Below are 25,174 nucleotides of genomic sequence, written 5' to 3' on the forward strand. Positions count from 1 at the left end.
GCTGGAGCTAAGAAAGGAATTGAGGTGCAGCGGTCTAGCGGTGATATCATAATGGTGGCAAAAAAGCCCGGTTGACCTATTGAAAAATCCAGGGAAAGAGGTTAGGCGCTCGCAAATGTGCAATCCGGAAAGCCATTTTATTACGTAAAGGGCATAATGGCGGTCTGTGATGGCTAGTGCTGATCATGCTAGTGGTGTGGGTGACAGACCGTTGCTGCGTTGGGATGAGCGTTGAGCCCAAGTAACTGTAGCTGCTGGGCGCGGCTTACCATTTGCGAGATCTGGTAGCAACAGGAAGGAATGAGGTGACAGCGTTCAGCGCCAGTTCCATGGGTTGGGATAGGCTTTGAAGTCGTTACGGTAACGGCTAGCCTGGGTCAGGCCTTTGACAATTAGTGATTTTGACAAGTTAAATGGAGAGTTGGATGTCGAGCATAAAGCAGGCGAGCGTCGCCAAATTCAAAGAAAAAAAGGCCGTTATCGGTATCGTCGGTCTTGGATACGTCGGCCTGCCTTTGATGCTACGTTACAATGCTATTGGGTTTAAAGTGATTGGGCTCGATATCGACAGTTCAAAAGTTGATCTATTGAACTCAGGTAAGAGCTACATTGAGCACATTCCAAGCGAAAAAATTGAGATCGCTCGCCAAAATGGGTTTGAGGCGACGACTGATTTCACTCATGTGTCTGAGTGTGATGCTCTGATTCTCTGTGTACCTACACCGTTAAACAAGTATCGCGAACCGGACATGAGTTTCGTGATAAATACCACTGATGCAATCAAGCCATACCTAAGGGCGGGGCAGGTCGTCTCTCTTGAAAGCACTACTTATCCAGGCACAACAGAAGAAGAGCTGTTGCCGCGTGTACAGGAGAAAGGTTTGCGTGTAGGAGAGGAGATTTTTCTGGTTTACTCCCCGGAGCGCGAAGATCCGGGCAATCCAAACTTTGAGACCCGTACAATCCCGAAGGTCATTGGTGGCCATACGCCCCAATGTCTTGAAGTGGGTGTTGCTCTTTATGAACATGCAATCGACCAAGTCGTGCAGGTAAGTTCGACCAAAGCCGCCGAGATGACCAAGCTTCTGGAAAATATACACCGTGCAGTCAATATTGGCCTGGTGAATGAGATGAAGGTGGTCGCGGACCGCATGGGTATCGATATTTTCGAAGTGGTCGATGCTGCCGCAACCAAGCCGTTTGGCTTTACAGCCTATTATCCAGGCCCAGGTCTCGGCGGCCATTGCATCCCAATTGATCCGTTTTACCTGACTTGGAAGGCTCGTGAGTATGGTTTGCACACCCGTTTTATCGAGCTTTCGGGTGAGGTTAATCAGGCGATGCCGGAATACGTTCTAAGCAAATTGATGGATGGTTTGAATGAGCGTGCCAAACCTCTAAAAGGCAGTAAAATTTTAGTGCTTGGTATCGCTTATAAGAAGAATGTGGATGATATGCGTGAATCCCCATCCGTTGAAATTATGGAACTGATCGAGGCCAAGGGAGGTATTGTCGGCTATAGTGATCCGCATGTCTTAAAATTTCCGAAAATGCGCGAGCACCATTTTGATCTTTCCAGTGAGCCCCTGACCGTTGAAGTTCTAAGAGCTTATGATGCTGTTATCTTGGCTACAGATCACGATAAATTCGATTACGAACTTATTAGTCAGCACGCTCAGTTAATAATTGATAGTCGTGGTAAATACCGCGCCCCTCAATCGAATATTATCAAAGCCTGATGACAGGAGAGTTTTAGATGAAGCGTTTTGCTCTGATCGGCGCTGCTGGTTATATTGCGCCACGTCATATGCGTGCTATCAAGGATACTGGTAATGCCTTGGTTTCAGCCTATGATATCAATGACTCGGTAGGCATCATCGACAGTATTTCGCCGCAAAGCGAATTCTTCACCGAGTTCGAGTTCTTTCTTGATCACGCCCACTGCCTCAAGCGCGATCCTGCGACCGCCTTGGACTATGTTTCGATCTGCTCGCCCAACTACCTGCATCACCCGCACATTGCCGCAGGCCTGCGCTTGGGCTGTGATGTGATCTGTGAAAAGCCTCTGGTACCGACCCCGCAGCAACTGGACCAGTTGCTCCTGATCGAGCAGGAAACCGGCAAGCGCCTGTTCAACATCCTGCAGCTGCGCCATCACCAGGCAATCATTGCCTTGAAGGACAAGGTTGCCCGCGAGAACAACCCGCACAAGTACGAAGTCGACCTGACCTACATTACCTCTCGCGGCAAGTGGTACCTGCAAAGTTGGAAAGGGGACCCACGCAAGTCGTTCGGCGTAGCCACCAACATCGGGGTGCACTTCTACGACATGCTGCATTTCATCTTCGGCAAGCTGCAGCGTAACGTTGTGCACTTCACTTCTGAACACAAGGCGGCTGGCTACCTGGAGTACGAGAAAGCACGCGTACGTTGGTTCCTGTCGGTCGACGCCAATGACCTGCCGGAGTCGGTGAAAGGCAAGAAGCCGACTTACCGTTCGATTACCGTCAACGGCGAGGAAATGGAGTTCTCCGAAGGCTTCACAGACCTGCACACCACCAGCTACGAGGAAATCCTGGCTGGTCGTGGCTATGGCATTGAGGATGCTCGTCATTGCGTGGAGACGGTCGATACTATTCGCAGTGCGGCCGTCGTCGTGGCAGCGGACAACGAAGCGCATCCGTTCGTTCAAGCCCTTTCTCGCTGACAGAGCGAGGTAGCACGGGTGGCCTTGCGCCACCCGTTTTCATATTCCCAAGCAGGATCTTGAGCCAGCGTGTCGAACGATAACTTCAACAAGCCAAACGAAGCGGGTGCGATACGCCACGCGCGCAGCATTCGTTTCGATATTCAGGGCTTGCGTGCAATCGCAGTTCTGGCGGTCATGCTTTATCACGCCAATAGTGGCTGGCTGAAAGCCGGCTATGTTGGCGTCGACATTTTTTTTGTCATCTCTGGTTTCATCATAACGGTATTGTTGACCGAGCGAAGCGATAAGATCGATCTCGTTTCATTCTATGTCAGCCGTATCAAACGCATTCTGCCAGCGTATTTCGTCATGTTGGTGGTGGTGTGCGCAGTATCCGCGATTTTGTTTCTGCCTAATGACTTCGCATTCTTTCTCGCCAGCCTGAAGTCCTCGGCGCGGTTTACCAGTAACCAGTATTTCGCTGACTTCGGTAGTTATTTCGCGCCGCGGGCCGATGAGTTGCCGCTTCTGCATACCTGGTCCTTGGCCATCGAGATGCAGTTTTACCTGTTCTTCCCTGTGATGGTCATTTGCTTGCCAAGGCAATGGCGTCTCATGGCATTTGCTTTGCTAGCCGCCATCCTGTTTGCCTGGAGCGGCTACCGTGTGCTGGGTGAATCGCAAGATGGGTTGTACTTTGCCCTGTCGGCACGGACTCCCGAGTTCATGGTCGGTGCTATCGTTGCCTTGCTGATGCGCCAGCGCGAGCTATCCATATTCCTTGCAAGCGTATTTGGTGGGCTGGGGGCAACCCTGCTGGCTTGGGCGGTGTTGACTATCGATAAGCAACACTTCCCAGGCTTCTGGTCTATCTTGCCTTGCGTCGGGGCAGGGCTACTCATCGCCGCTCGGCGTGGTCCGGTCAGCGCGTTGCTGGCCACTCGGCCGATGGTCTGGCTCGGCGGCATTTCCTATTCGTTATATCTGTGGCACTGGCCGGTGCTGGCATTCATTCGCTATTACACAGGGCAGTACGAGCTGACGGTCGCTTGGGTGCCGGTTTTCGTGGTCAGCTCTGTACTGTTGGCATGGCTTTCCTATCGCTTGGTCGAAACACCCGCCAGAAATGCTTCCGGTATGATGCGCCAGGTGCCAAAGTGGGCCGTAGGCGGTGCTGTGGTCGTGTTGGTGGTGTGGGGAGGACAGCGTGTGAACGCCTCGCTAGTCGCTCCGCTGCCTGTGGAGCTCACCCGTTATGCTGCTCCAGAACTGATTTGCCATGGCACCCAGGTGGGCGCGTGCAAGCGAGGCAAGGCAGATGCCGAAGTGTCCGTCCTGGTAATTGGCGATAGTCATGCTGCTCAGTTGAACTATTTCTTCGACCGGGTGGGGGAAGAGCAGGGTGTTGCTTACCGCGTGATCACTGCCAGCAGTTGCGTGCCTATCCCCGGCTTCGACTTTGAACGCCTGCCAGCCTGGGCGCAAAAACCTTGTCGCGCGCAGATCGAGGCCGTCGCCCGTGAGTTGCCGAAGGTGGAACGGGTAATCGTCGCAGGCATGTGGCAGTACCAGATGCAGAGCCAAACATTCGCCAAGGCGTTTGCTGAGTTTCTCGTCAATACTGCGGGAGCCCATAAACGCATAGTGGTGCTTGCCCAGGTGCCAATGTTTGAAACAGACGTACAGCGGGTAAGGCGCTTTACCGAGATTGGCCTGCCGGCGCCATTGACATTCAATCGCGAGTGGCAAGTTGCCAACCAGCAAGTTCAAGCCATTGTCGACCGCACGCCTGGCGTGCGTTTCCTGGACTTTTCCAACAGCAGCTTCTTTGCCGCTGCGCCTTATCAACAAGGCCTGCTCATCTACCGTGACAGCCACCACCTCAACGAGGTAGGTGCAAGTCGTTATGGGCACTATGCTGCCGAGCAATTGCAGCGTGCTTTCGATCAACCTCAGTCCAACGTGAGTCTGAAGCAATGAACTACTATCAGCACCCAAGCGCGATTGTCGATGAGGGCGCACAGATCGGTGAAAATTCCCGTGTCTGGCACTTTGTCCATGTTTGCGGGGGGGCTCGGATCGGTGCCGGCGTTTCGCTCGGCCAGAATGTGTTTGTGGGCAACAAGGTTGTGATCGGCGACCGCTGCAAGGTCCAGAACAATGTATCAGTCTACGATAATGTCACGCTGGAAGAGGGCGTGTTCTGTGGCCCCAGCATGGTCTTCACCAATGTCTATAACCCTCGTTCGCTGATCGAGCGCAAGGACCAGTACCTCGATACGCTGGTAAAGAAGGGCGCGACGCTTGGCGCCAATTGCACCATCGTTTGCGGCGTTACCATTGGTGAATATGCCTTCGTCGGTGCTGGCGCGGTCATCAACAAGGATGTACCGGCCTATGCATTGATGGTGGGCGTACCCGCACGGCAGATTGGCTGGATGAGCGAATTTGGCGAGCAACTGCAGTTGAACGAGCAGGGCGAGGCCTTCTGCTCGCATACGGGGGCGCGTTATGTGCTGAACGGAAAATTTTTGAACAAGATGGATGCCTGAGCATGATTGAATTCATTGACCTGAAGAGCCAGCAAGCACGTATCAAGGACAAGATAGATGCCGGCATCCAGCGTGTCTTGAGCCACGGCCAGTACATTCTTGGCCCGGAAGTACAGGAACTGGAGGAGCGCCTCGCCGCCTTCGCCGGCACCAAGTTCTGCATCAGTTGCGCCAACGGCACCGACGCTCTGCAGATCGTACAGATGGCCCTGGGCATTGGCCCAGGCGACGAGGTGATCACTCCGGGCTTCACCTACATTGCTACTGCCGAAACAGTCGCTCTGCTGGGGGCCAAGCCTGTATATGTGGACATCGACCCACGTACCTACAACCTTGATCCGCAGTTGCTCGAAGCGGCGATTACGCCGCGTACGAAGGCGATTATTCCAGTATCGCTATACGGGCAATGCGCTGACTTTGATGCGATCAACGCTATTGCTGCCAAATACGACATTCCAGTGATCGAGGACGCGGCGCAGAGCTTTGGCGCTTCGTACAAAGGCAAGCGCTCGTGCAACCTTACAACAGTTTCCTGCACCAGCTTCTTTCCTAGCAAACCATTGGGTTGCTATGGCGATGGTGGCGCGATCTTTACCAATGATGAAGCGTTGGCCACCGTTATTCGCCAGATTGCCCGGCATGGCCAGGATCGCCGTTATCACCACATCCGGGTTGGGGTGAATAGCCGGCTGGATACCCTGCAAGCAGCTATTCTACTGCCCAAGCTTGAAATCTTCGAAGAGGAGATTGCGCTGCGTCAGCAAGTGGCTAAATGGTATGACGTTGCGTTGAGTACGGCAGGATTAAACAGCATTCCATACATCGCTGAGCAGAATGTGAGTGCTTACGCTCAATACACGGTTCGCGTGCAAGATCGCGACATTGTTCAGGAAAAATTGAAAGCATCAGGTATTCCAAGTGTTGTTCACTATCCAATCCCGCTCAACAAACAACCCGCAGTAGCTGATTCTTCGGTATCCCTGCCGGTTGGTGATGAAATCGCAACGCAAGTGATGAGCCTGCCGATGCATCCTTACTTGGATGAGACGTCTGTAATGAAAATTGCCGCGGCTATCGCGGGATAATATTATGTATTTATCAGCTCGTCTCGATAGGTCGGTATTGTTGAATGCTTTGCTGTTTTTCGCCTATTTCCTGACTTTGGTATGGGTGAACAATAGCTATGTTTATATACTTCATGAGTACATGGGGGCGGCAGCAAAGCATATCGATTTCGGGCTGATAGTTTACCTGGCAGTTCTGGCTTCGATATGTGCGTTGCTGTGTGGAGGGCGCGTGGAAAGGCCTGGAGATCTTATTGTCTGTCTACTTTTTCTCGTGGTAGTACCCCATGCTCTTGTTCTAAATGCCGCAAACAACTTTTCACCCGATACGAAGCCATGGGAAGGGGTGTCACTGGGTGTAATGTTTGGGGTGGTGATAATCGCTTTAGCGAATAAAATTAGATTTTACGAAAGTCAAAGTAGGCAAAGTGATGCACTAAGTCGAAAATGTTTGGCGATTCTAGCGTTTGCCAATATTCTGGTCCTTTTTTTTATTTTTTTTAAAAGTGCAAGTTATTTTTCTTTTAGTTTTCCTGATCAGTACGTACGAAGAGCCCTGGCGCGCGATGTATTCCAAGCTGGCTCGGGGGGGGGGTATCTCGCATCCATAGGCACGCAGGCATTTTTCCCTGTGCTTTTTGCTTGGGGTGTCTACCGGAAATCGCATATATACATACTACTAGGTTTGGCAAATGCCTTTGTATTGTGGGGGGCGTTTGGCCAGAAATATCCTTTTATGGTACTACTGCTTATCTATTTTCTCATGCAGTACTTTAGGCGCTACGGCAATGTAAAGATTTCTTGGCTATTGTCCGGTGCAGTTATATTTTTGATGGCGGGGGCGCTGGAGTTTGAGGTGTTTGGTTATTCGTATCTAAACGACTATTTCGTGCGTCGTGCTTTCATCGTCCCCTCAACGTTGTTAGGGGCTGTGGATAATTTTGTTTTATTGTTTGGTTATAATTTCTATAGTGATACCCTGCTTAGTTCTATAATGGGCGTGGCGAAGTCGGAACCATTGACTTTTCGAATTGGGCAAGAAGTTTTCGATAATCCGAACTTGAATGCCAACGTAAATTTTTTCGCTATCGCTTATTTGCAGGCTAAGTATGTCGGGGTCGCCGTTGAGTCCCTGTTTGTGGGTGGGGTTGTGCTATTGTTGAATTTGTTGTACATGCGCTATGTCGCCTTCCTCACTATCCCTGTTGCGCTTCTCTTTGCGACAAAGATCCTAGAGCAGTCACTTTTGACTGTGTTGATGGGGTCCGGTGTTTTCTTGATGCTAGGGTTCATTGTACTTGTCTCCGTGCCTTTTACCTTCGGGGGAAGCAAATTCAATGAGCGCTAGTTTCTTGGGGCGTATAGCTCGTGTCTTAATGGGCACTATCGGAGCTCAGCTCATCACAATGGGAGTCATGCTCCTTCTTGTTCGCCTGTACACCCCTGCCGATCTCGGTGAATTTAGTGTCTGGCTATCATTTGCTACAATAGCCGCAGTTGCTATTACAGGTCGTTATGAAATGGCGATTTTTAATTGCAATGGAGCGCCTGATATTCAGGCTATACTTAAACTTATCTTCATTATTGCAGTATTGAGCTCGTTGGGGATCGTTGGTACTGCGATGTTGTGGGATGGCGTTTTCTATAACTTGCCACCTGTGATTTCTATATTCTGGGTGTCGCTTGTTGCTGTGATTTTTGGCATAGGGATGAATAAGGTCGTATTGTCGTTGCTGACCTATCAGCAAGCATTCAATAAGCTTGGCATCTCTCGAATCAGTCTTGCGGCGTGTATTGCGGTTGCGCAAGTTATTGCTGCCTACTTTTCTCAGGGCGTTTCGGGTCTAATTCACGGCCAAGTAATCGGAGTTATTACAGCGACGGGCCTTTCGTTGCTCTGGATTAACATTACTTGGCTAAGGGGGAGTATTAGCTCGAGTTGGCTGTCTGTGAAGGAGATGGCATGTCGGCATAAGAACTTTCCAAAATTCTCGCTTACTGCTGATCTTTTGAACACAGCAGCGAGTCAGCTTCCGGTTATATTTATTGCTGCTCGGTTTGGAAGCGAGGCAGCGGGTTGGTTTGCGTTGACTTTAAAAATGATGGGCGCGCCTATTTCTCTATTGGCAGCTTCGGTGCTTGATGTTTTCAAAGAGCAGGCAGCACGTGATTTTAGAGTGCAAGGGAATTGTTATCGAATATTCTTGAAGACGTTCTTCGTGTTAGCATCACTCGCTATAGTTCCGTTTGGAATTTTTGCACTAGTGGGCGAGTGGATTTTTGGTTTGCTCTTTGGTCAGGAGTGGGTAGAGTCAGGGCGTTACGCGGTACTACTGATTCCTCTATTTTTCATGAGGTTTGTCGTAAGTCCGCTAAGTTATACAATTTATATTGCGCAAAAGCAGAAGCTGGACTTGTTATGGCAGATAGGTCTGCTTTTGTTTACTTGGCTATGCTTCACGTTCTCCCAGGAAATTGATTCGGCTCTGTGGTCCTATTCAATCGGATATGCGGTGATGTATATGATATATTTTTGGATATCCTATCGTGCGGCGAAAGGAGAATCGCAATGATCGTCGTTGTTGATTACGGTGTAGGTAACATTGCTTCTGTACTCAATATGCTCAAAAAAGTTGGCGCCAAAGCCAAAGCATCAAATTTGCCGAGTGATTTGGAAAAAGCGGATAAACTAATCCTTCCTGGTGTGGGAGCGTTCGATGCCGGAATGCGCTGTCTACGTGAAAGTGGTTTGATCGATGTACTGAATGAACAAGCGTTAACCGTTCGAAAGCCTGTCATGGGCATCTGCTTGGGCTCGCAAATGCTGGGATGCGGTTCCGAGGAAGGTCAGGAGAAAGGTTTGGGTTGGATTGATATGGATATCGTGCGCTTCGAAAAGCGAAAAGGGCGCAAGGTTCCACACATGGGTTGGAATGAGGTTCAGCCCAGAGCCGATCATCCCATTTTGAATGGGCTGAACGAGCAGAGTCGATTCTATTTTGTTCATAGCTATTACATGCAGCCCAAGGTCGAAAGCGATACTTTATTGATTGCTAACTATGACCAGGAGTTTACTGCTGGAGTAATGAGGGAAAATATATTCGGGTTTCAATTTCATCCCGAAAAGAGCCACAAGTTTGGTATGCAGCTATTCAAAAATTTTGTAGGTCTCGAGCAATGATTAGGAAACGTGTTATTCCTTGTTTGCTTTTGCAGGATCGTGGGTTGGTTAAGACGGTAAAGTTCAAGGATCCGAAATATGTTGGAGATCCTATTAATGCAATTAGGATCTTCAACGAAAAAGAGGTTGATGAATTAGTTCTTCTGGATATAAGCGCTACGAAGGCGAAGCGTGATCCGGACTTTGAGCTTGTGGCGGAGATCGCGAGTGAATGCTTTATGCCAATTTGTTATGGTGGAGGTATCACCAAGCTAGAGCACGCACAAAAGCTTTTTGCCTTGGGTGTTGAAAAAGTTGCTATAAATTCGGCTTCAGCAGATGGCCTGTCTCTGATCAGCAGCATTGCAGCGCAATATGGTTCGCAAAGCGTAGTAGGTTCAATCGACTGCAAAAAGGGACTTTTGGGTGGGTATTCAGTGTGCACTCACAACGGATCTCGGGATATCAAGAAGTCTCCCGTGGAGTGGGCGAAAGCTTTAGAGCAGGCTGGGGTAGGAGAGATATTCCTGAATTCTATTGACCGCGACGGAACACAAAAGGGTTACGATCTCTCGCTGATTTCAAATGTGGTTAATAGTGTACATGTACCTGTCGTGGCCTGCGGTGGTGCCGGGTCTACAGATGATTTGCTTGCTGTATTCAACAACTGCGAAGTTTCTGCTGTATCGGCAGGTAGTCTTTTTGTATTTCACGGAAAACACAGGGCAGTCTTGATTAGCTATCCAGATATTAACAAGGACAGTAAGTGAAATATATTTTGTTGTTGTTGTTGTTTTTCTTTAGCAGCGCTTTTGGAAAAGACATCGGTGTTCATGCATTCACCGCTTTCGATACATCCGAAAATTTTTCAAGCGCGAACGGCTACGGTGTCGGCAAGGATGGGGTACTGTATTTCTCATATGGCCACCGTTACAATAACTTAGGGGACTACCGAAATCCGACTTTTGTGGCGAATTTTGCTAATATTCTTTATCGGGAAATTTTAAATGGTGATTCATCGAAGAGGGCACTATTCTTTAAACAGGTGAATTATCTACTAGAAAGTGCCGTAGAGGATAAGGCCGGCTATTATTGGGCATTTCCATTTGAAAATACCTATTATGATGCGCCTTTGGGGTGGTGGTCGGCCATGACCAGCGATCGAGTACTTGGCGTATTGGCAAGAGCTCACAAGCTGAGTGGTGAAAAAAAGTACCTAGAGTTTGCGAATAAAGTACTTGATAAACTTGCGCTATCGGTCGACAAAGGCGGTATGTCTACACATCTCGAGAATGGTGGTATTTGGCTGGAGGAGGTTGCTTACCATAGTAGCCCCTCTTACAAAGTCTTGAATGGTCATATTTTTGCGTTAGCGGGTGTTTATGATTTCGCTCATTATACTAACAGCGGCGAAGCAAAAAAGCTGCTTGAAGGTGGTGTGAAGGCTGTTAGAGATGCACTTCAAGACTATGACGCCGGTTTCATATCATATTACAGCTCGGCTAACCATAATGGGCACCGCAGCTATGCTGGTCGAGGTGACTACAATGGCATTCATGTCATGCAGATGCTTTGGCTTTATGAAATTTCGAATGACAGTTCGTTCTTGAAAGAGGCTCTTAGGTTTCAATCCTATGAACTCAATTATGGGGTTGTCACTGCGAGCGCCTCTACCAATGTAGCCACCCACGGACCAGATAAGATGGATCTTAGGTTTGGCAATAACTACTGGTCGTCTTCGATATTCCCGGTTTCAGTAATAATTGATTTACAAGCCTTAGAGGCTATTAAGAGTGTCGGCTTATTGGGGCATTCGGTCAAGGGTTCTCCCAGAGACTATACTGTTTCTATCTCCAAGGATAATGAAAATTGGCAAAAAGTTGCGAAGGTCGTTGGGAATGCCGATGATCGGTTTGTTGTGCCTTTTACTTATCTTGTGACCGCTCGCTATATTAAATTTGACATACTTTCTGATAACGGTAATCGGAATGTGGCTTTGGATGGAGTGGCCGTGTTTAAGGCGAATCCGGAGAAATATATAGTTGATAGGTGTAATTACTCTGTTTCACTAAAAAAACTTTCTGATGGTGATCACTCTACCGGAATTCCGGTACGTTGCGCAGGCTGGCTCCTGATCCCGAAAAGTGAGGTGAAAAAAGAAGTTCTGCATATTGACGTTAAGAGAGCCGATGTTTCAGGTGTTGCCAGTTTGGAGCTTGAGTATTCGAATGATCTGATATCCTGGAAGCAGCTTTCACGCCTGCCTGTCAACGACCGAAGCGTAACGTTTGAGAAAATTCCCGAAGCATCATATTACAGGGTGAAATTCGATCAAGCGATCTCCGTGATTAATGAATTCTATTGAGGTGTGTAATGACTCAAGTATGCTCCCGGTGTGTAATGGATACGTCAGACTCCCAGATCGTTTTTGATGATCATGGCGTTTGCAATCACTGTCGTAAGTTTGATGAGGTTCAGAGTCAGCAGCTATTTTCCGATGGTTCGGGCGCTCAACGGCTTGAGAATATCGTTGCGCAGATAAAAAAAGACGGTGCCGGTAAAGAGTATGATTGTATTATTGGCTTGAGTGGTGGTGTTGATAGCTCCTATTTGGCTCTTAAAGTCAAAGACTATGGCTTGCGTCCGCTTGTAGTACATGTCGATGCTGGATGGAATAGCGAGCTCGCGGTTAGTAATATCGAAAAGATAATAAAATATTGCGGTTATGATTTGCATACCCATGTTATGAACTGGGAAGAGGTTCGGGATCTGCAGTTAGCGTACATGCGTGCAGCTGTCGCGAATCAGGATGTACCTCAAGATCATGCCTTTTTTTCAAGTATGTATCATTTTGCAGTTAAGAATAATATTAAATATATTCTTAGCGGCGGAAATCTGGCGACCGAGGCGGTTTTCCCAGAAACATGGCACGGTAGCGCTATGGATGCGATTAATTTGCGCGCAATACATAAAATTTATGGAGAGCGCGCGTTGAATGATTACAAGACCATTAGCTTTTTTGAATATTATTTTTGGTACCCCTTCGTTAAGGGAATGCGGACTGTTCGTCCGTTGAATTATATGAATTATAATAAGGCCGAGGCGGAAGTTTATTTGCGAGATACAATAGGATATCGCTCCTACGCTCGTAAACATGGCGAATCTATTTTTACTAAGCTCTTCCAGAATTATTATCTACCAACCAGGTTTGGCTATGATAAACGAAAAATTCATTACTCCAGTATGATTTTATCAGGTCAATTGACTCGTGAAACTGCTCTGATAAAGCTTGCTGAGCCACTCTACGACCCTGAGGAGTTAGAAGCTGATATCGAATACTTCTGCAAGAAGATCAGGATCTCGCGGTCTCAATTCGACGAGCTGATGAATGTGCCAATACACGACTACTCCGACTTCAAAAACTGGGATGGTTTGCAGCGTTTTGCCAAACGTGCGCAAGGATTGCTCCAGAAGCTGATGGGTAGAAAGCTTCGAATCTATTCCTGAGAGCCATTTGCATAGGTTTATATGATGAAAGTAGTTCACTTGACGTCGGTGCATTCTCGATACGATATTCGAATTTTTCAAAAAGAATGTCGTACGCTTGCAAGTGCTGGTTATGATGTCACGTTGATCGTTGCAGATGGTAAAGGTGATGAGCAGGTAAACGGGATCCAGATATTGGATGTCGGTAAGCCTAGAGGCAGGTTGCAACGGATATTCAAAATTACGGGTGATGTTTTTACTAAAGCACTGTCGCTTGATGCGGATATATATCAGTTTCATGACCCAGAGTTGCTCCCGGTGGGTGTGAAATTAAAAAAGGCAGGGAAGGTTGTCGTTTTTGATTCTCATGAGGATGTTCCTAAGCAACTTTTAAGTAAGCCTTATTTGCACCCGTTTCTTATGAGGTGCATATCTGTTGCTTTTTTTGTGTATGAGCGCTTTGCGTGTCGTAATTTGGATTTTATCTTTGCGGCGACACCTTTTATTCGCGATAAATTTTTACGTATCAATTCGGCTAGTATCGATATAAATAACTTCCCAATGATTGGCGAGTTGGACGCAGCTGTTTCTTGGGAAGAGAAAAAAAAAGAAGTATGTTATGTGGGTGGTATCGCAAATATTCGTGGTATCTCACAAGTCGTTGATGCCTTCAGCCACGTTTCAGAGGGCGTGCGTCTCAATCTGGTTGGGCGCTTCAGCGAGGCTCATGTCGAACAACGGGTGCAGGAACTCGAAGGTTGGGCTTCCGTTAATCAGCTAGGCCAACTCGAGCGATCGCATGTAAGAGATGTTCTGTCTCGATCTTTGGCTGGTCTGGTAACCTTTCACCCGTTACCCAATCACATTGATGCCCAGCCTAATAAAATGTTCGAGTATATGTCTGCGGGGATACCTGTAATTGCGTCGGACTTTCCTCTATGGCGTCAGATAATAGATGGCAGTAATTGCGGTATATTGGTTGATCCAATGGATCCGCGCTCAATTGCGCATGCCATTGATGCTTTGGCCAAAGACCCAGAGCGCGCACGTCTTCTTGGTGAGAATGGTCGGAAAGCAGTAAGCGTACAGTACAATTGGGATATCGAGTCAAAAAAACTTTTGGCTTGTTATGAACAACTTTCGAAAAAGGTAAAAAAATGAAGATCTTAACAGTTTTGGGTGCTCGTCCTCAGTTTATTAAGGCGAGTGTTGTGTCCCACTTCATTTCCACTTTGCCAGCGGTCCAGGAGGTCGTTGTTCATACAGGACAGCATTTCGATTCGAATATGTCCGATGTTTTCTTCGATGAGTTAGGCATGAAAACGCCAGCTTATCAGTTGGATATCCACGGTGGCGGCCATGGCGACATGACCGGCAGGATGTTGATTGAAGTAGAGAAGGTTCTACTGCAAGAGCGCCCTGATGTAGTATTGGTATATGGCGATACTAATTCCACATTGGCTGGTGCATTAGCTGCGGTCAAATTGCATATACCGGTTGCCCATGTTGAAGCAGGACTGCGCTCTTTTAACATGGCGATGCCTGAGGAAGTGAATCGGATTCTGACCGACAGGGTTTCACGTTGGATGTTTACTCCTACTGCAACCGCTGCGAAGCATCTGAAAGAAGAGGGCGTGGGGGCCGCCAGTATCATTCCCGTCGGAGACGTCATGTACGACGTCGCAAAGTTCCATGGCGAGCGTGTTGACTCCAGCGGGCGCGTAATGGCCAAGCTTGGCCTCAAGGAAGCCGACTTTGTACTTGCAACAGTTCATCGCGCTGAGAACACCGATGATCCTTCACGACTTACCGCGATTGTCGAGGCCTTCCGCGACCTGTCTGCCGATTTGCCGATCGTGTGGCCAATGCATCCGCGGACGAGAGCGGTTCTGCAGAAGCGCGGGCAGTTGGAGGGTATGCCTGAGAATCTGCACCTTATTGATCCAGTCGGTTATCTGGATATGGTGCAGCTTGAGAAGCATGCAGCACTCATCGCCACCGATTCAGGGGGTGTTCAAAAAGAGGCATTCTTTTACGGAGTTCCATGTGTCACGCTACGAGATGAAACCGAGTGGGTCGAATTGGTCGAAGCCGGATGGAATCGATTGGTTTCGCCGAGGTCTTCGCAAGAGGTGGCAGCTGCCGTTCGTCAAGCCTTGGGCAGCAAAGGCCAGACAGTCCAGCCATATGGTCAAGGCAACGCAGCCGAGCTGATCGTACGCCGCCTTGTTGAGGACCTCGCTGAATGAAGAATGTCTGGATCCTCAACCACTACGCGCAGGAGCCAGGAGGGGCTGGCGGTACTCGTCATTACCAGTTGGCGAAAAATTTGCCTGCGCATGGTTGGAAGGCTTCGATTGTCGCGGCCAGTGTAGAGCACCAGTCTGGTCGGCAACGTCTTGCGGTTTCGGAGTCCGCCAGGCTTGATCAGTATGGCGGCGTTCCCTTCCTGTGGTTGAAAACATCGGAATATGAGGGCAATGGTACTGCGCGTATGCGTAATATGCTGGAGTACACCTGGCAGGTTGTTAAGCCCGGTAAGCTTACTGCATTGAAGACGCCCGACGTCATCATTGGCTCGAGTGTTCATCCATTTGCGGCAGCCGCTGGGGCAGTGCTTGCGTGGCGATATAGAGTACCTTTCGTTTTCGAAGTGCGGGATCTGTGGCCGGAAACGCTGATCGATATGGGGCGGTTAGAGCGCAACAGCATGATCGCTCGGACGCTTCGTGTATTGGAGAAGTGGCTTTATAAGCGCGCGAAGCGGATTGTAGTACTGCTGCCAAAGGCGCATGAATACATAGTGCCTATGGGCATTGATGCGCAGAAGATCGCCTGGATTCCCAACGGCGTCGATCTCCAGGATTTTCCTCGCCCGGAGGATAAGGTGGCCGGAGATGAGTTCACGCTTATGTATTTCGGGGCTCATGGTCCGGCCAATGGATTGGATAATGTTCTACGTGCGCAACATATCATCGAAGAAAATCCCGAAATGTCGCATGTTCAGCTACGGATTATTGGCAATGGCCCGTGCAAGGCCGAATTGATTGCCTTGGCTGGAGAGCTGGGCCTCAAACGCGTCAGTTTTGAAGACCCTGTTCCCAAGTGCGAGATACCGGCGTTGGCCGCGCAGGCGGACGCGTTTGTTTTCAACCTGATTAATGCTCCAGTGTTCAAATACGGAATCAGTTCAAACAAATTGTTTGATTTCATGGCTGGCCAGCGTCCGGTTCTGTTCTGCTGTGATGCGGGCAACAACCCCATCGAAGATTCTGGTTCTGGATTTACGGTTGAGCCAGGCAACCCCAAGGCGCTAGCCGACGCGGTCGCCAGGTTGTCGAGCCTGACGAGCGCCGAGCGAGCGGCCCTGGGGAATGCGGGAAGGCACTACGTAGAAGTCGAGCATGGTTTCGACAAGCTTGCAGGAAGTTTGGCGCGTTGTTTGAATGAAGCTTGTGAGACCAGCAGATGAAGAGAGTCGTTGATTTTGCCGGAGCCCTTATGGGCTTGATCATTTTGTCACCGGTTATAGTAGTCGTGGCAATATTGATAAAGCACAAGCTGGGAGGGCCCGTGTTATTCCGGCAGGTTCGCCCCGGACGTGAGGGTAAGCCTTTTGAGATGATTAAATTCCGCACCATGCGTGATGCTTACGACCACAATAATGTTCCGCTGCCCGATGCACAGCGTATGACCCCGTTCGGTAGTTTCCTACGTTCCAGCAGTCTGGACGAATTGCCGGAGCTGTGGAACGTACTTAAAGGCGACATGAGCCTCGTAGGACCTAGACCGCTGTTGATGGAGTATCTTCCGCTCTATAACGAGCGACAATACCTTCGGCATAGGGTAAGGCCAGGCGTTACCGGTTGGGCACAGATCAATGGGCGAAACGCTTTAAGCTGGCCGGAGAAGTTCGAACTGGATGTCTGGTATGTGGAAAATCGTTCTTTTTGGCTAGATCTGCAAATCATCGCGTTGACGGTTAAGAAAGTTATGAAGAAGGATGGTATTAGCGCTAGTGGAGAGGCCACTATGTCAAAGTTCACGGGCAATAAGTAATGAAAAAACTTGCAATCCTTGGTGCAAGTGGGCATGGGAAAGTGGTCGCCGATACCGCTGAATATTGCGGGTGGGAGGATATTACTTTCTTCGATGATGCATGGCCTTCCGTCACTAGTATTGGCGTTTGGGCTGTGATTGGTACTTGCAACCAGTTGCTTGAGCGAGTTCGTGAGTTTGACGGGATAATTGTAGCTATTGGTAATAATGCTGTTCGCCAGACCAAGCAGGCTGCACTCACTCAGCGTGGCGCTATTTTACTGACGCTGATCCATCCTTCCGCTTATGTCAGCTGCTACGCGACGGTAGGGGCGGGTACCGTGATATTTGCTGGAGCTGTTCTCAATGCCGGTGCCAGAGTGGGGCTGGGTGGGATTCTGAATACAGGGTGTAGTGTCGATCACGACTGCGTTCTAGGTGATTTCGTTCATATCAGCCCTGGTGCCAGGCTCGCCGGTGGGGTCGTGGCAGGAGATCGCAGCTGGGTAGGTATAGGCGCGTGCGTAAAGCAAATGCTGACCATCGGTGCCGCCGGGGTAGTGGGGGCCGGGGCTGCTGTCGTGGCAGATGTGGCAGAAGGTATGACAGTGGTTGGCGTTCCGGCGCGGGTTCTAAAATAATTCCACCAATTTTGGCCATGCGACGGTAGACTTTGTAGCCATATGCATTCTCGCCAGTTTGATGAATCAGGATTAGTTCAATGTTGAATACCCCCTTTTCTCCATGGCCATCTTTCTCTGAAGAAGAGGCAAACTGTGCTCGCGATATCATTCTGTCCAACAAGGTAAATTATTGGACCGGGGAGGAGTGCCGCCAATTTGAGCGAGAGTTTGCCGATTGGGCCGAGACTGATTATGCGGTCGCAGTGGCCAATGGTACGGTAGCGCTCGACTTGGCCCTACAGGCGCTGGGTATTGGCGCTGGTGATGAAGTAATTGTGACTTCCCGAACCTTTTTGGCCTCTGTTTCAAGCATCGTTAATGCCGGTGCCATCCCTGTGTTCGCGGATGTAAATGCGGATTCGCAGAATATTGATGCGTCAACCATCAAGGCAGTCCTGTCTCCTCGTACCAAAGCCATCATCTGCGTTCACCTTGCCGGATGGCCTTGTGATATGGACCCCATCATGGCCTTGGCGACTGAGCACGGGATCCGAGTAATTGAGGACTGTGCACAGGCGCATGGTGCCCGATACAAAGGCAGGGCGATCGGGTCGATAGGCCATATTGGTGCCTGGTCGTTCTGTCAGGACAAGATCATGACTACTGCCGGTGAAGGTGGCATGGTTACGACGAATGATCGTGAACTTTGGGCCATGATGTGGTCGTTCAAGGATCATGGAAAGAGCTGGGAAGCCGTGTACGAGCGACAGCATGCCCCAGGATTCCGTTGGCTGCACGAGAGCTTTGGCACCAACTGGAGAATGCTGGAGGTACAAGGCGGAATTGGCAGGATTCAGCTGAAACGGATGCCTCAATGGCACCAGTCGCGGGTGGCTAACGCTCGCCGTATCTGGGATTGCGCCAAGGCTTTGCATGGCTTGCGTGTTCCCGAGACTCCCAGTGACAGCGTGCATGCGGCGTATAAGTGTTATGTCTTCGTAGAGCCGGATCAACTCGCAGAAGGTTGGGATCGGGACCGGATTCTTAACGAGATCAGCGCTCGCGGCGTCCCTTGCTTTTCGGGCTCATGTTCAGAGGTCTATCTGGAGAAGGCTTTCGACAATACGCCCTGGCGACCCGAAGAGAGCTTGCCAGTGGCAGCGCGACTTGGAGAAACAAGCCTGATGTTCCTGGTTCATCCTACGCTGACGGACGCCGAAATAGCCAAGACTTGCGAAGTCTTGACAATGGTCATGCGCGACGCCGCTGGAAAATGAAATCCTGGGTGGTATCTAGCGCATGGAAACATTTGATACCGCCCAAGTTCAATTTGTCTGTCTTTTGTCAGGAGGGACGAATACATAGAGTGGGAAGGGGCCGGTCTGATCCTACGCGAGGTGAGTTTGGCAGCCGCTTACATTTCGGTGGCAATATAAGCCCGGAGCGGCTGTTGATGAGGTGCGAGACATACGCTGGATGACCGGGGGAACTATCCGCAGCAAAGGCGCGACGCTGATCGTCAGACAACGGAGGTAGCCTCTAAAAAACGAAAAAGTGGCTTATGTATGTTTCGCCGGGCATCTAATCAAGCTGTTTCACCTAACCGCCTAATCCATTCTTTAATTGCGCCAATGACCAACGCTACGAAAAGAGCGGTGAGCGTGGTGCCAAGCAATATTTTATACATGTTACCGCTGTAAGGAAGCTCAGTGGTTGTAATCTCTGACGAATAGGTCATTGACGAGCGGGATGCATTTTGCAACATGCTTAGGATTTTTATTTCTTTCGTATCTGCCATTTCTAACAAATCTAAGTATTTAATAAATTTTATTTCTTGCTGTTGATAGAGATGGTTCTGCGTCGAGGTTATCTCATTGATAGCGAGCTTAAGTTTTTTAATTGACTCTTCGCGATTCGCTGCAACAGTCGAGACCTCAACGATATTGGTTTTCTTTATAGGGTCTATTGTGGCGAGTTGAGCGTATTTATACATCATCGTTTCTGGACTTTCTAGTAGGTTGGAAGCGCTAGAATCCACGTTTAAGCTATCGCCTATCGCTACGTTCGCAATGCTCATGTGCAACGTCGGTCTGGTAATCGCATAGCCAAGGCCTATGGCAAATATCACAACGAAAATCAATATAATGGTTCGTATCTGCGGAGCCAGAAAACAAAAAAAATCACGCAATGAAATTTCGTCTTTAGAAAAACTTGCCGCCGTCATTCTTCAACTTTCTCCGCAGTATGGAAAAGCAATAACTATTAAATAAATTTTAAAGTTTCCGTCCAGTGTAAGCTTGATTTTATAAGTCTGGTGTTTGAAGTGTTTGGATCCTTATGTATAATGCATATGGTGGTTGATATTGTTTTGACATTATACGCGTTGCGGCTCGCCAGCACAATGCTTGGTCATTTTATGCTTGAGGGTATTAATTGTTGTCATGGAAAATCATTGGCACTGTTCATCGGGTATTTAGAACAACGACAAATAGAAGTGGAGAACTTACGAGTCGTTACTGCCGTGGAACTGCATATCAGAGATCCTACGGTAAACCGAAGTCTTACGCTGGGAAAGGTGGGGTTATTGATCCCGTTCGTCGGCATTCTCCTGAGCCTGCTGTCGCTACAGACGGCTCGGGAGTCATCGAGGCTGCTTTGGGTCTGGTTGATTCTGCTAGGTGTCCTTATTGTCGATGCAACCGTTACCTTATTACGACTGCTGCTGCGAAAAGAAATCTACGAGCCTCATCGAACCCTATGCTTATCAGTCTGCCTCCCACCAATATGGTCGGCATCTGCCGGTGACGCTGGCGGTGGTGTCGATTAATATGTTCTGGTTGTTGCCGTTGGCGGCATGTGTCGTATTGTGGAATGTGGATAGAATGTTGGCTTTAATCATTGCCTACGTGCCTTAGGTACTGCTGGCCGTCGGCATCTCGTGCTGGCGCGCTTGAGAAGGCTTGATTTAAAGGTAAAAATTCGCGTTTTCTGTTTATAGGTTGTCCAACGGTCGATGACAGTGCCGCGTCTATCGGGATCGATTGGGTTTAGGAGCTGGCCGAGGTGCATGAAGGATTTATGGGTAAATTAAGAACAGCGTTGCTGGGATTGCCAAGACGCCATAAACGGGCGATTCAGGTGGCTACAGACGTAATTCTGGTCTGGGTTGCGCTATGGCTCGCGTTTGTCGTTCGTCTCGGAGTCGAGGCATTGGCCACTCCGGTCGAAACGCACCTTTGGCTTTTTGCATCTGCCCCGCTGATCGCCATTCCAATTTTCATCCGCTTCGGCATGTACCGCGCCGTCATGCGTTACTTCGGCAACGACGCATTGATCACCATCTGTAAAGCGGTCAGCCTTTCTGCCTTGCTGCTGGCCCTGGTGGTGTATTGGTACAGCAACCATAAGACGGTCGTACCTCGCTCGATCATCTTCAATTACTGGTGGTTGAGCCTGATCATGATTGGCGGTCTGCGGCTGATGATGCGGCAGTATTTCCTGGGAGACTGGTTCACTGCAGCCCAACATGTCCCGTTTGCCAACCGTGACGACGGCTTGCCTAAGGTAGCTATTTATGGCGCTGGAGCCGCGGGAAACCAACTGGTGGCCGCGTTGCGCATGGGGCGGGTAATGCGGCCAGTCGCGTTCATTGACGATGACAGCAGCATCGCAGATCGTGTAATCGCCGGGCTTCAGGTCTACGAACCCAAGCAGATTCAAAAGATGATCGATACAACGGGGGCGCAGGAAATCCTATTGGCGATACCTTCGTCGTCCCGTGGTCGTCGTCGGGAGATCTTGACCTTGCTCGAAAGATTTCCACTGCATGTACGTAGCGTCCCGGGTTTCATGGACCTGGCCAGTGGCCGGGTCAAGGTTGATGATATCCAGGAAGTAGATATTGCGGACTTGCTCGGGCGTGACCCGGTACCTGCGCAACCTGATTTGCTCGAGCATTGCATCACTGGGCAGTCGGTTCTGGTCACCGGGGCGGGGGGATCAATTGGCTCGGAACTGTGTCGGCAGATCCTGGCGCTCAAGCCCACCACGCTTTTATTGTATGACCATAGCGAGTTCAACCTTTACAGCATCTTGTCCGAACTTGAACCACGAACTACCCGGGAGTCCTTATCTGTTCGTTTACTGCCCATACTGGGTTCGGTACGGGATCAGGCTAAATTGTTGGATGTGATGAAGACTTGGAATGTCGATACGGTCTATCACGCTGCTGCTTATAAACATGTCCCCATGGTCGAGCATAATATTGCCGAGGGGGTCTTGAATAATGTGATTGGGACGCTGAACACCGCTCAGGCTGCATTGCAGGCGGGTGTATCGAACTTCGTCCTGATCTCTACTGATAAAGCCGTGCGCCCCACCAACGTGATGGGCAGTACCAAGCGGCTCGCGGAGTTGACGTTGCAAGCCCTTAGCCGTGAGCTGGCGCCCGTGTTGTTCGGTGATAATGCCAATGTGTCTCGAGTCAACAAGACTCGTTTTACTATGGTCCGGTTCGGCAACGTGTTGGGATCGTCCGGTTCGGTTATTCCCTTGTTCCATAAACAAATCAAATCCGGCGGGCCGTTGACCGTTACCCATCCGAAGATCACGCGTTATTTCATGACCATCCCCGAGGCCGCACAACTGGTTATTCAGGCAGGTTCGATGGGATTGGGTGGCGATGTGTTCGTTCTCGACATGGGCGAACCGGTAAGAATTGTCGAACTGGCGGAGAAAATGATTCACCTGTCTGGCTTGAGTGTCCGCTCGGAGAGGAATCCTCACGGTGACATTTCAATCAAATTCACAGGCCTGCGGCCCGGTGAGAAGCTTTATGAAGAGTTGTTGATTGGTGACAACGTCGTTGCTACCCCGCATCCAATGATCATGAGTGCCAACGAAGATCATCTTCCCTGGGATGTGCTCAAGACCAAGCTGGCTGAGCTGCTGGCTGCGATTGAACACGATGACTACACCCGGGTCCGCCAATTGCTTCGGGATACCGTCAGCGGGTATGCCCCAGACGGGGAGATTGTTGACTGGATCTATCAGCAACGGCGTCTTGAGCCCTGATTATTACATAATCTGTAACGTACCCATTTTTGACAGCGACTCAGCATCGCCTAAGTTTGAGAAGCAGCTTCGGAAAAGCTGCTTCTCTCTCAACGATGTCATGGAGCGTCACTTATGCGTACAGGCTATTTCTACTCCCTGGTTTTTGCTCTGCTGACCAGCGCCTCTATTGCCGCCATTGCTGCACCTTCAGCACAAATCGATACAGCGGCAACGCCGAAGGCAATAAACATCTCGCCCAAGCCCCAAGAGGCCAAAGTGAACCTTAACGAGGCAGATGCCCCTACGCTGCAGCGCGAGCTGGCGGGTATAGGTGAGGCCAAAGCGAAGGCGATTGTTGCATACAGGGAAGCAAATGGGGCGTTCTCTTCAGTTGAGGAATTGTTGGAGGTCAAGGGAATTGGCAAGGCGATCCTGGACAGGAATCTCGACAAGCTGGAAGTGAATTGAAGTGAGATAGCGAAAGAGGCCGGTCGAATGACTGGCCTTTTGCGTTTTGGCGAAAAAGAAGCCAAGGCAACGATTCGACGGCATCCGATAAGTAATAAAACTTGGCACAAATCATGATTACTCACTAGCAGTCGATTGTTGAACAATCTGAGGCATTGAGCATGAACACGGGACTTTCCCTCGCGGACCAGATCACCCTGGAGCTACGCGCCGACATCATCGGAGGCTGCTTGCTGCCCGGCATGGCCTTGGTGGAAAACGATCTGGTCTCGGCCTATAACGCCTCGCGCAATACCATTCGTGAGGCGTTGCATCGCCTGGGGCAGGAAGGGCTGACCCGTTATGTGCGTAACAAAGGGGTGATGGTTCGCAGGTTGGACAGTGACGATGTGCGGGATCTGTTCAAGGTTCGTCGCACCCTGGAGCTTCAGGCGATCATGAACAGCCAGCTGTTGGGCGTGTATCGATCCGATCGGATGTATGAGGCCCTCGAGGCGGCCGAGCTGGCCCGGGAGCGTGAAGACTGGCGCGCGGTGGGGACCCACAGCCTGGCGTTCCATCAATATATCGTCGGGTTGATGGGCAGCCCTTTACTCGACGAGTTTTTCACCAACGTGGTTGCGCAGTTGCGCCTGGCGTTTTTCTCGGCGCCTGATGAACCACGGTTCCAGGCGCCATGGTTGGCCCGTGATCGGCAGATCCATTCTTGGCTGATTGAAGGCGACAAACAGGCGGCGCATGAGGCGATGAGCCTCTATCTCGATGATTCCGAGCAGATGCTTTTGCAATTGCTGACACCCGTTAATAAACACTGATCAAGGACCTGTGCCATGTACAAAGACTACCCAGCCGCCTACCAAGTCAGCAAAGGCTCAGCCCTGCAGGTGGACAAGCCCTTCTACGACCGGATCCGCACCCAACAGGACAAACGCACGTTGATCGAGCAATTCGAAGTGCCGATTCGCACCGGTCGAGCCTGGCATGTTCCGGCTGGTCACGTGTTTCGCGTCACCACTCCGGTGGGGCCGCAGGTGGGCGATTTCAACGTCTGGAATGCCCACGACCCGCGGGAGCGCTTGTGGGCGGCGCGCACTCGGCAGCTGCAAGGCGCTCATGTCAGTACTCATGACCGGCTCTGGTCGAACCTGCCTTTCTTGAGACCTCTGGTGACCATTACCGATGACAGCCTGGCCGGCTACGGTATCGATGAGCATGGCGGACGGCTGCACGATCTGTTGGGTACACGCTGTGATCCCTATGTGAACAGGATGCTGACCGGTGAGGATTTTCATCATCACTGTCATTCGAACCTGACCCGCGCGGTGTTGCCCCATGGCCTTACGGAGTTCGACGTGCACGATGTGCTGAACATTTTCCAGTGCACCGGGCTTAACCATGACGACATGTACTTCATGAAAGCCTGTCCGGCGCAGAAGGGCGATTACTTGGAGTTTTTTGCCGAGATCGATCTGCTCTGCGCCTTATCCACTTGCCCTGGCGGTGATCTGTCGCTGGCAATGTGGGGACCGGACGCACAGGATCCGCTCAGCGTCTGTCGTCCACTGGGTGTGGAGATCTATCGGTTGGAAGATGCGTTGCTGGACGGCTGGAGCCAGCCCGAGCGGGCGGCCTACAAGGGCCTGCATGGCTTGCAGATTGCCAAGGCGGATTGGGAGAAATAACGTACTGATTTTTCCTGTGGCGAGGGAGCAAGCTCCCTCGCCACAGGAAAAATGTGCAGGCCAGGGCCCGAGCAGTTCAACGATCCTTGGCCTCCTTCGCATCCATCTCCGCATTCCGTTCGGCAACGCGCTTGCGTTGCTCCTCGGTCAGTTCGACCTTGTTGGCGGTGTCGCGTAGCAGCATCAGGCCTCCGACGATCGAGCCGATTGCAACTATCAAAATCAGCCAGGCATACCAGGGCATAGGACTCTCCTTGAGGGCGGGCCAGTGGGCGTCGTTCACCCAATCCGCCACACCTACCATTTATGAGCGAAGGTTGCTCGCAGTGGTTCAATACTACCCCTGTTCTACCGGAT

Annotated in this window: 23 protein-coding genes and 1 pseudogene; 22 read left to right on the forward strand and 2 right to left on the reverse strand. The window is 50.2% G+C overall.

Annotated elements, in window-relative coordinates; all coding sequences use genetic code 11:
* Positions 1-425 precede the first annotated feature (425 nt).
* From wbpA to FBY02_RS10840, 17 genes are all read left to right on the forward strand, one after another.
* Positions 426-1,739, forward strand: a complete 1,314-nt coding sequence (gene wbpA / locus FBY02_RS10760; RefSeq protein ID WP_144927105.1) for a UDP-N-acetyl-D-glucosamine 6-dehydrogenase — start codon at positions 426-428, stop codon at positions 1,737-1,739.
* A gap of 17 nt (positions 1,740-1,756) precedes the next feature.
* Positions 1,757-2,707: a UDP-N-acetyl-2-amino-2-deoxy-D-glucuronate oxidase gene (gene wbpB, locus FBY02_RS10765; protein ID WP_144927108.1), complete on the forward strand. Its 951-nt coding sequence runs from the start codon at positions 1,757-1,759 to the stop codon at positions 2,705-2,707.
* Positions 2,708-2,776: 69 nt separating this feature from the next.
* Positions 2,777-4,669: an acyltransferase family protein gene (locus FBY02_RS10770; protein WP_256662486.1), complete on the forward strand. Its 1,893-nt coding sequence runs from the start codon at positions 2,777-2,779 to the stop codon at positions 4,667-4,669.
* The gene (gene wbpD, locus FBY02_RS10775) at positions 4,666-5,241 is read left to right on the forward strand and encodes a UDP-2-acetamido-3-amino-2,3-dideoxy-D-glucuronate N-acetyltransferase (protein ID WP_047701581.1); all 576 of its coding nucleotides are present in this window, start codon (positions 4,666-4,668) and stop codon (positions 5,239-5,241) included. Before FBY02_RS10770 ends, wbpD begins: the two co-directional genes overlap by 4 nt.
* A gap of 2 nt (positions 5,242-5,243) precedes the next feature.
* On the forward strand, positions 5,244-6,326 hold the full coding sequence (locus FBY02_RS10780) for a DegT/DnrJ/EryC1/StrS aminotransferase family protein (protein WP_144927111.1): 1,083 nt from the start codon (positions 5,244-5,246) through the stop codon (positions 6,324-6,326).
* A gap of 4 nt (positions 6,327-6,330) precedes the next feature.
* Positions 6,331-7,653, forward strand: a complete 1,323-nt coding sequence (locus FBY02_RS10785) for a polymerase (protein ID WP_144927114.1) — start codon at positions 6,331-6,333, stop codon at positions 7,651-7,653.
* Entirely contained in the window at positions 7,643-8,878 is a 1,236-nt protein-coding gene (locus FBY02_RS10790) for an oligosaccharide flippase family protein (RefSeq protein ID WP_144927117.1), read from the forward strand. Before FBY02_RS10785 ends, FBY02_RS10790 begins: the two co-directional genes overlap by 11 nt.
* Positions 8,875-9,486, forward strand: a complete 612-nt coding sequence (gene hisH / locus FBY02_RS10795; protein WP_144927120.1) for an imidazole glycerol phosphate synthase subunit HisH — start codon at positions 8,875-8,877, stop codon at positions 9,484-9,486. The genes FBY02_RS10790 and hisH overlap by 4 nt, the downstream gene beginning before the upstream one ends.
* Positions 9,483-10,235 carry an AglZ/HisF2 family acetamidino modification protein gene (locus FBY02_RS10800; protein ID WP_047701577.1) on the forward strand — a complete coding sequence of 251 codons (753 nt, stop codon included), beginning with the start codon at positions 9,483-9,485 and terminating at the stop codon, positions 10,233-10,235. Before hisH ends, FBY02_RS10800 begins: the two co-directional genes overlap by 4 nt.
* Positions 10,232-11,830 carry a D-glucuronyl C5-epimerase family protein gene (locus FBY02_RS10805; protein ID WP_144927123.1) on the forward strand — a complete coding sequence of 533 codons (1,599 nt, stop codon included), beginning with the start codon at positions 10,232-10,234 and terminating at the stop codon, positions 11,828-11,830. The genes FBY02_RS10800 and FBY02_RS10805 overlap by 4 nt, the downstream gene beginning before the upstream one ends.
* Positions 11,831-11,838: 8 nt before the next feature.
* Positions 11,839-12,972, forward strand: coding sequence for an N-acetyl sugar amidotransferase (locus tag FBY02_RS10810; RefSeq protein ID WP_144927126.1), 1,134 nt, complete (start codon positions 11,839-11,841; stop codon positions 12,970-12,972).
* A 24-nt stretch (positions 12,973-12,996) separates the two neighbouring features.
* Complete coding sequence (locus FBY02_RS10815; protein ID WP_306085248.1) at positions 12,997-14,112, forward strand: glycosyltransferase family 4 protein; 1,116 nt, start codon at positions 12,997-12,999, stop codon at positions 14,110-14,112.
* Positions 14,109-15,200 carry a non-hydrolyzing UDP-N-acetylglucosamine 2-epimerase gene (gene wecB / locus FBY02_RS10820; RefSeq protein ID WP_144927132.1) on the forward strand — a complete coding sequence of 364 codons (1,092 nt, stop codon included), beginning with the start codon at positions 14,109-14,111 and terminating at the stop codon, positions 15,198-15,200. Before FBY02_RS10815 ends, wecB begins: the two co-directional genes overlap by 4 nt.
* Positions 15,197-16,423: a glycosyltransferase family 4 protein gene (locus tag FBY02_RS10825; RefSeq protein WP_144927135.1), complete on the forward strand. Its 1,227-nt coding sequence runs from the start codon at positions 15,197-15,199 to the stop codon at positions 16,421-16,423. Before wecB ends, FBY02_RS10825 begins: the two co-directional genes overlap by 4 nt.
* The gene (locus FBY02_RS10830; RefSeq protein ID WP_144927138.1) at positions 16,420-17,010 is read left to right on the forward strand and encodes a sugar transferase; all 591 of its coding nucleotides are present in this window, start codon (positions 16,420-16,422) and stop codon (positions 17,008-17,010) included. Before FBY02_RS10825 ends, FBY02_RS10830 begins: the two co-directional genes overlap by 4 nt.
* A complete protein-coding gene (locus FBY02_RS10835; RefSeq protein WP_144927141.1) occupies positions 17,010-17,630 on the forward strand; it encodes an acetyltransferase in 621 nt (206 codons plus the stop codon). Before FBY02_RS10830 ends, FBY02_RS10835 begins: the two co-directional genes overlap by 1 nt.
* Before the next feature lie 80 nt (positions 17,631-17,710).
* A complete protein-coding gene (locus FBY02_RS10840; protein ID WP_144927143.1) occupies positions 17,711-18,889 on the forward strand; it encodes a DegT/DnrJ/EryC1/StrS aminotransferase family protein in 1,179 nt (392 codons plus the stop codon).
* A 308-nt stretch (positions 18,890-19,197) separates the two neighbouring features.
* On the opposite strand, the gene FBY02_RS10845 is transcribed toward FBY02_RS10840, so the two are convergent.
* Complete coding sequence (locus FBY02_RS10845; protein WP_144927146.1) at positions 19,198-19,836, reverse strand: hypothetical protein; 639 nt, start codon at positions 19,834-19,836, stop codon at positions 19,198-19,200.
* 369 nt (positions 19,837-20,205) lie between these two features.
* Between FBY02_RS10845 and FBY02_RS10850 the strand changes: the two are divergent.
* From FBY02_RS10850 to FBY02_RS10870, 5 genes and pseudogenes are all read left to right on the forward strand, one after another.
* Positions 20,206-20,527 (forward strand): annotated as a pseudogene (locus FBY02_RS10850) (glycosyl transferase); the annotation flags it as partial.
* 163 nt (positions 20,528-20,690) lie between these two features.
* On the forward strand, positions 20,691-22,685 hold the full coding sequence (locus FBY02_RS10855; protein ID WP_144927149.1) for a nucleoside-diphosphate sugar epimerase/dehydratase: 1,995 nt from the start codon (positions 20,691-20,693) through the stop codon (positions 22,683-22,685).
* A 114-nt stretch (positions 22,686-22,799) separates the two neighbouring features.
* Positions 22,800-23,135, forward strand: coding sequence for a helix-hairpin-helix domain-containing protein (locus FBY02_RS10860; RefSeq protein ID WP_144927152.1), 336 nt, complete (start codon positions 22,800-22,802; stop codon positions 23,133-23,135).
* 161 nt (positions 23,136-23,296) lie between these two features.
* Complete coding sequence (locus FBY02_RS10865) at positions 23,297-23,950, forward strand: GntR family transcriptional regulator (protein ID WP_144927155.1); 654 nt, start codon at positions 23,297-23,299, stop codon at positions 23,948-23,950.
* Positions 23,951-23,965: 15 nt separating this feature from the next.
* The gene (locus tag FBY02_RS10870; RefSeq protein ID WP_144927157.1) at positions 23,966-24,817 is read left to right on the forward strand and encodes a DUF1989 domain-containing protein; all 852 of its coding nucleotides are present in this window, start codon (positions 23,966-23,968) and stop codon (positions 24,815-24,817) included.
* 76 nt (positions 24,818-24,893) lie between these two features.
* Here the strand turns inward: FBY02_RS10870 and FBY02_RS10875 are convergent, their stop codons facing one another.
* Positions 24,894-25,061 (reverse strand): DUF2897 family protein, encoded by a 168-nt coding sequence (locus FBY02_RS10875; protein WP_144927160.1) that lies wholly within the window; start codon positions 25,059-25,061, stop codon positions 24,894-24,896.
* Between the last annotated feature and the right edge of the window lie 113 nt (positions 25,062-25,174).

The sequence above is a fragment of the Pseudomonas sp. SJZ078 genome, from assembly GCF_007828255.1.
Taxonomy (GTDB): domain Bacteria; phylum Pseudomonadota; class Gammaproteobacteria; order Pseudomonadales; family Pseudomonadaceae; genus Aquipseudomonas.

Bases quoted from the DNA above. Each gene is read 5' to 3' on its own strand.
- wbpD (WP_047701581.1), top strand. From the start codon at position 4,666: ATGAACTACTATCAGCACCCAAGCGCGATTGTCGATGAGGGCGCACAG.
- FBY02_RS10800 (WP_047701577.1), top strand. From the start codon at position 9,483: ATGATTAGGAAACGTGTTATTCCTTGTTTGCTTTTGCAGGATCGTGGG.
- FBY02_RS10835 (WP_144927141.1), top strand. From the start codon at position 17,010: ATGAAAAAACTTGCAATCCTTGGTGCAAGTGGGCATGGGAAAGTGGTC.
- FBY02_RS10810 (WP_144927126.1), top strand. From the start codon at position 11,839: ATGACTCAAGTATGCTCCCGGTGTGTAATGGATACGTCAGACTCCCAG.
- FBY02_RS10830 (WP_144927138.1), top strand. From the start codon at position 16,420: ATGAAGAGAGTCGTTGATTTTGCCGGAGCCCTTATGGGCTTGATCATT.
- FBY02_RS10825 (WP_144927135.1), top strand. From the start codon at position 15,197: ATGAAGAATGTCTGGATCCTCAACCACTACGCGCAGGAGCCAGGAGGG.
- hisH (WP_144927120.1), top strand. From the start codon at position 8,875: ATGATCGTCGTTGTTGATTACGGTGTAGGTAACATTGCTTCTGTACTC.
- FBY02_RS10790 (WP_144927117.1), top strand. From the start codon at position 7,643: ATGAGCGCTAGTTTCTTGGGGCGTATAGCTCGTGTCTTAATGGGCACT.
- FBY02_RS10855 (WP_144927149.1), top strand. From the start codon at position 20,691: ATGGGTAAATTAAGAACAGCGTTGCTGGGATTGCCAAGACGCCATAAA.
- wbpA (WP_144927105.1), top strand. From the start codon at position 426: ATGTCGAGCATAAAGCAGGCGAGCGTCGCCAAATTCAAAGAAAAAAAG.
- FBY02_RS10870 (WP_144927157.1), top strand. From the start codon at position 23,966: ATGTACAAAGACTACCCAGCCGCCTACCAAGTCAGCAAAGGCTCAGCC.
- FBY02_RS10785 (WP_144927114.1), top strand. From the start codon at position 6,331: ATGTATTTATCAGCTCGTCTCGATAGGTCGGTATTGTTGAATGCTTTG.
- wecB (WP_144927132.1), top strand. From the start codon at position 14,109: ATGAAGATCTTAACAGTTTTGGGTGCTCGTCCTCAGTTTATTAAGGCG.
- FBY02_RS10780 (WP_144927111.1), top strand. From the start codon at position 5,244: ATGATTGAATTCATTGACCTGAAGAGCCAGCAAGCACGTATCAAGGAC.
- FBY02_RS10845 (WP_144927146.1), bottom strand. From the start codon at position 19,836: ATGACGGCGGCAAGTTTTTCTAAAGACGAAATTTCATTGCGTGATTTT.
- FBY02_RS10865 (WP_144927155.1), top strand. From the start codon at position 23,297: ATGAACACGGGACTTTCCCTCGCGGACCAGATCACCCTGGAGCTACGC.
- FBY02_RS10875 (WP_144927160.1), bottom strand. From the start codon at position 25,061: ATGCCCTGGTATGCCTGGCTGATTTTGATAGTTGCAATCGGCTCGATC.
- FBY02_RS10860 (WP_144927152.1), top strand. From the start codon at position 22,800: ATGCGTACAGGCTATTTCTACTCCCTGGTTTTTGCTCTGCTGACCAGC.
- FBY02_RS10815 (WP_306085248.1), top strand. From the start codon at position 12,997: ATGAAAGTAGTTCACTTGACGTCGGTGCATTCTCGATACGATATTCGA.
- FBY02_RS10840 (WP_144927143.1), top strand. From the start codon at position 17,711: ATGTTGAATACCCCCTTTTCTCCATGGCCATCTTTCTCTGAAGAAGAG.
- wbpB (WP_144927108.1), top strand. From the start codon at position 1,757: ATGAAGCGTTTTGCTCTGATCGGCGCTGCTGGTTATATTGCGCCACGT.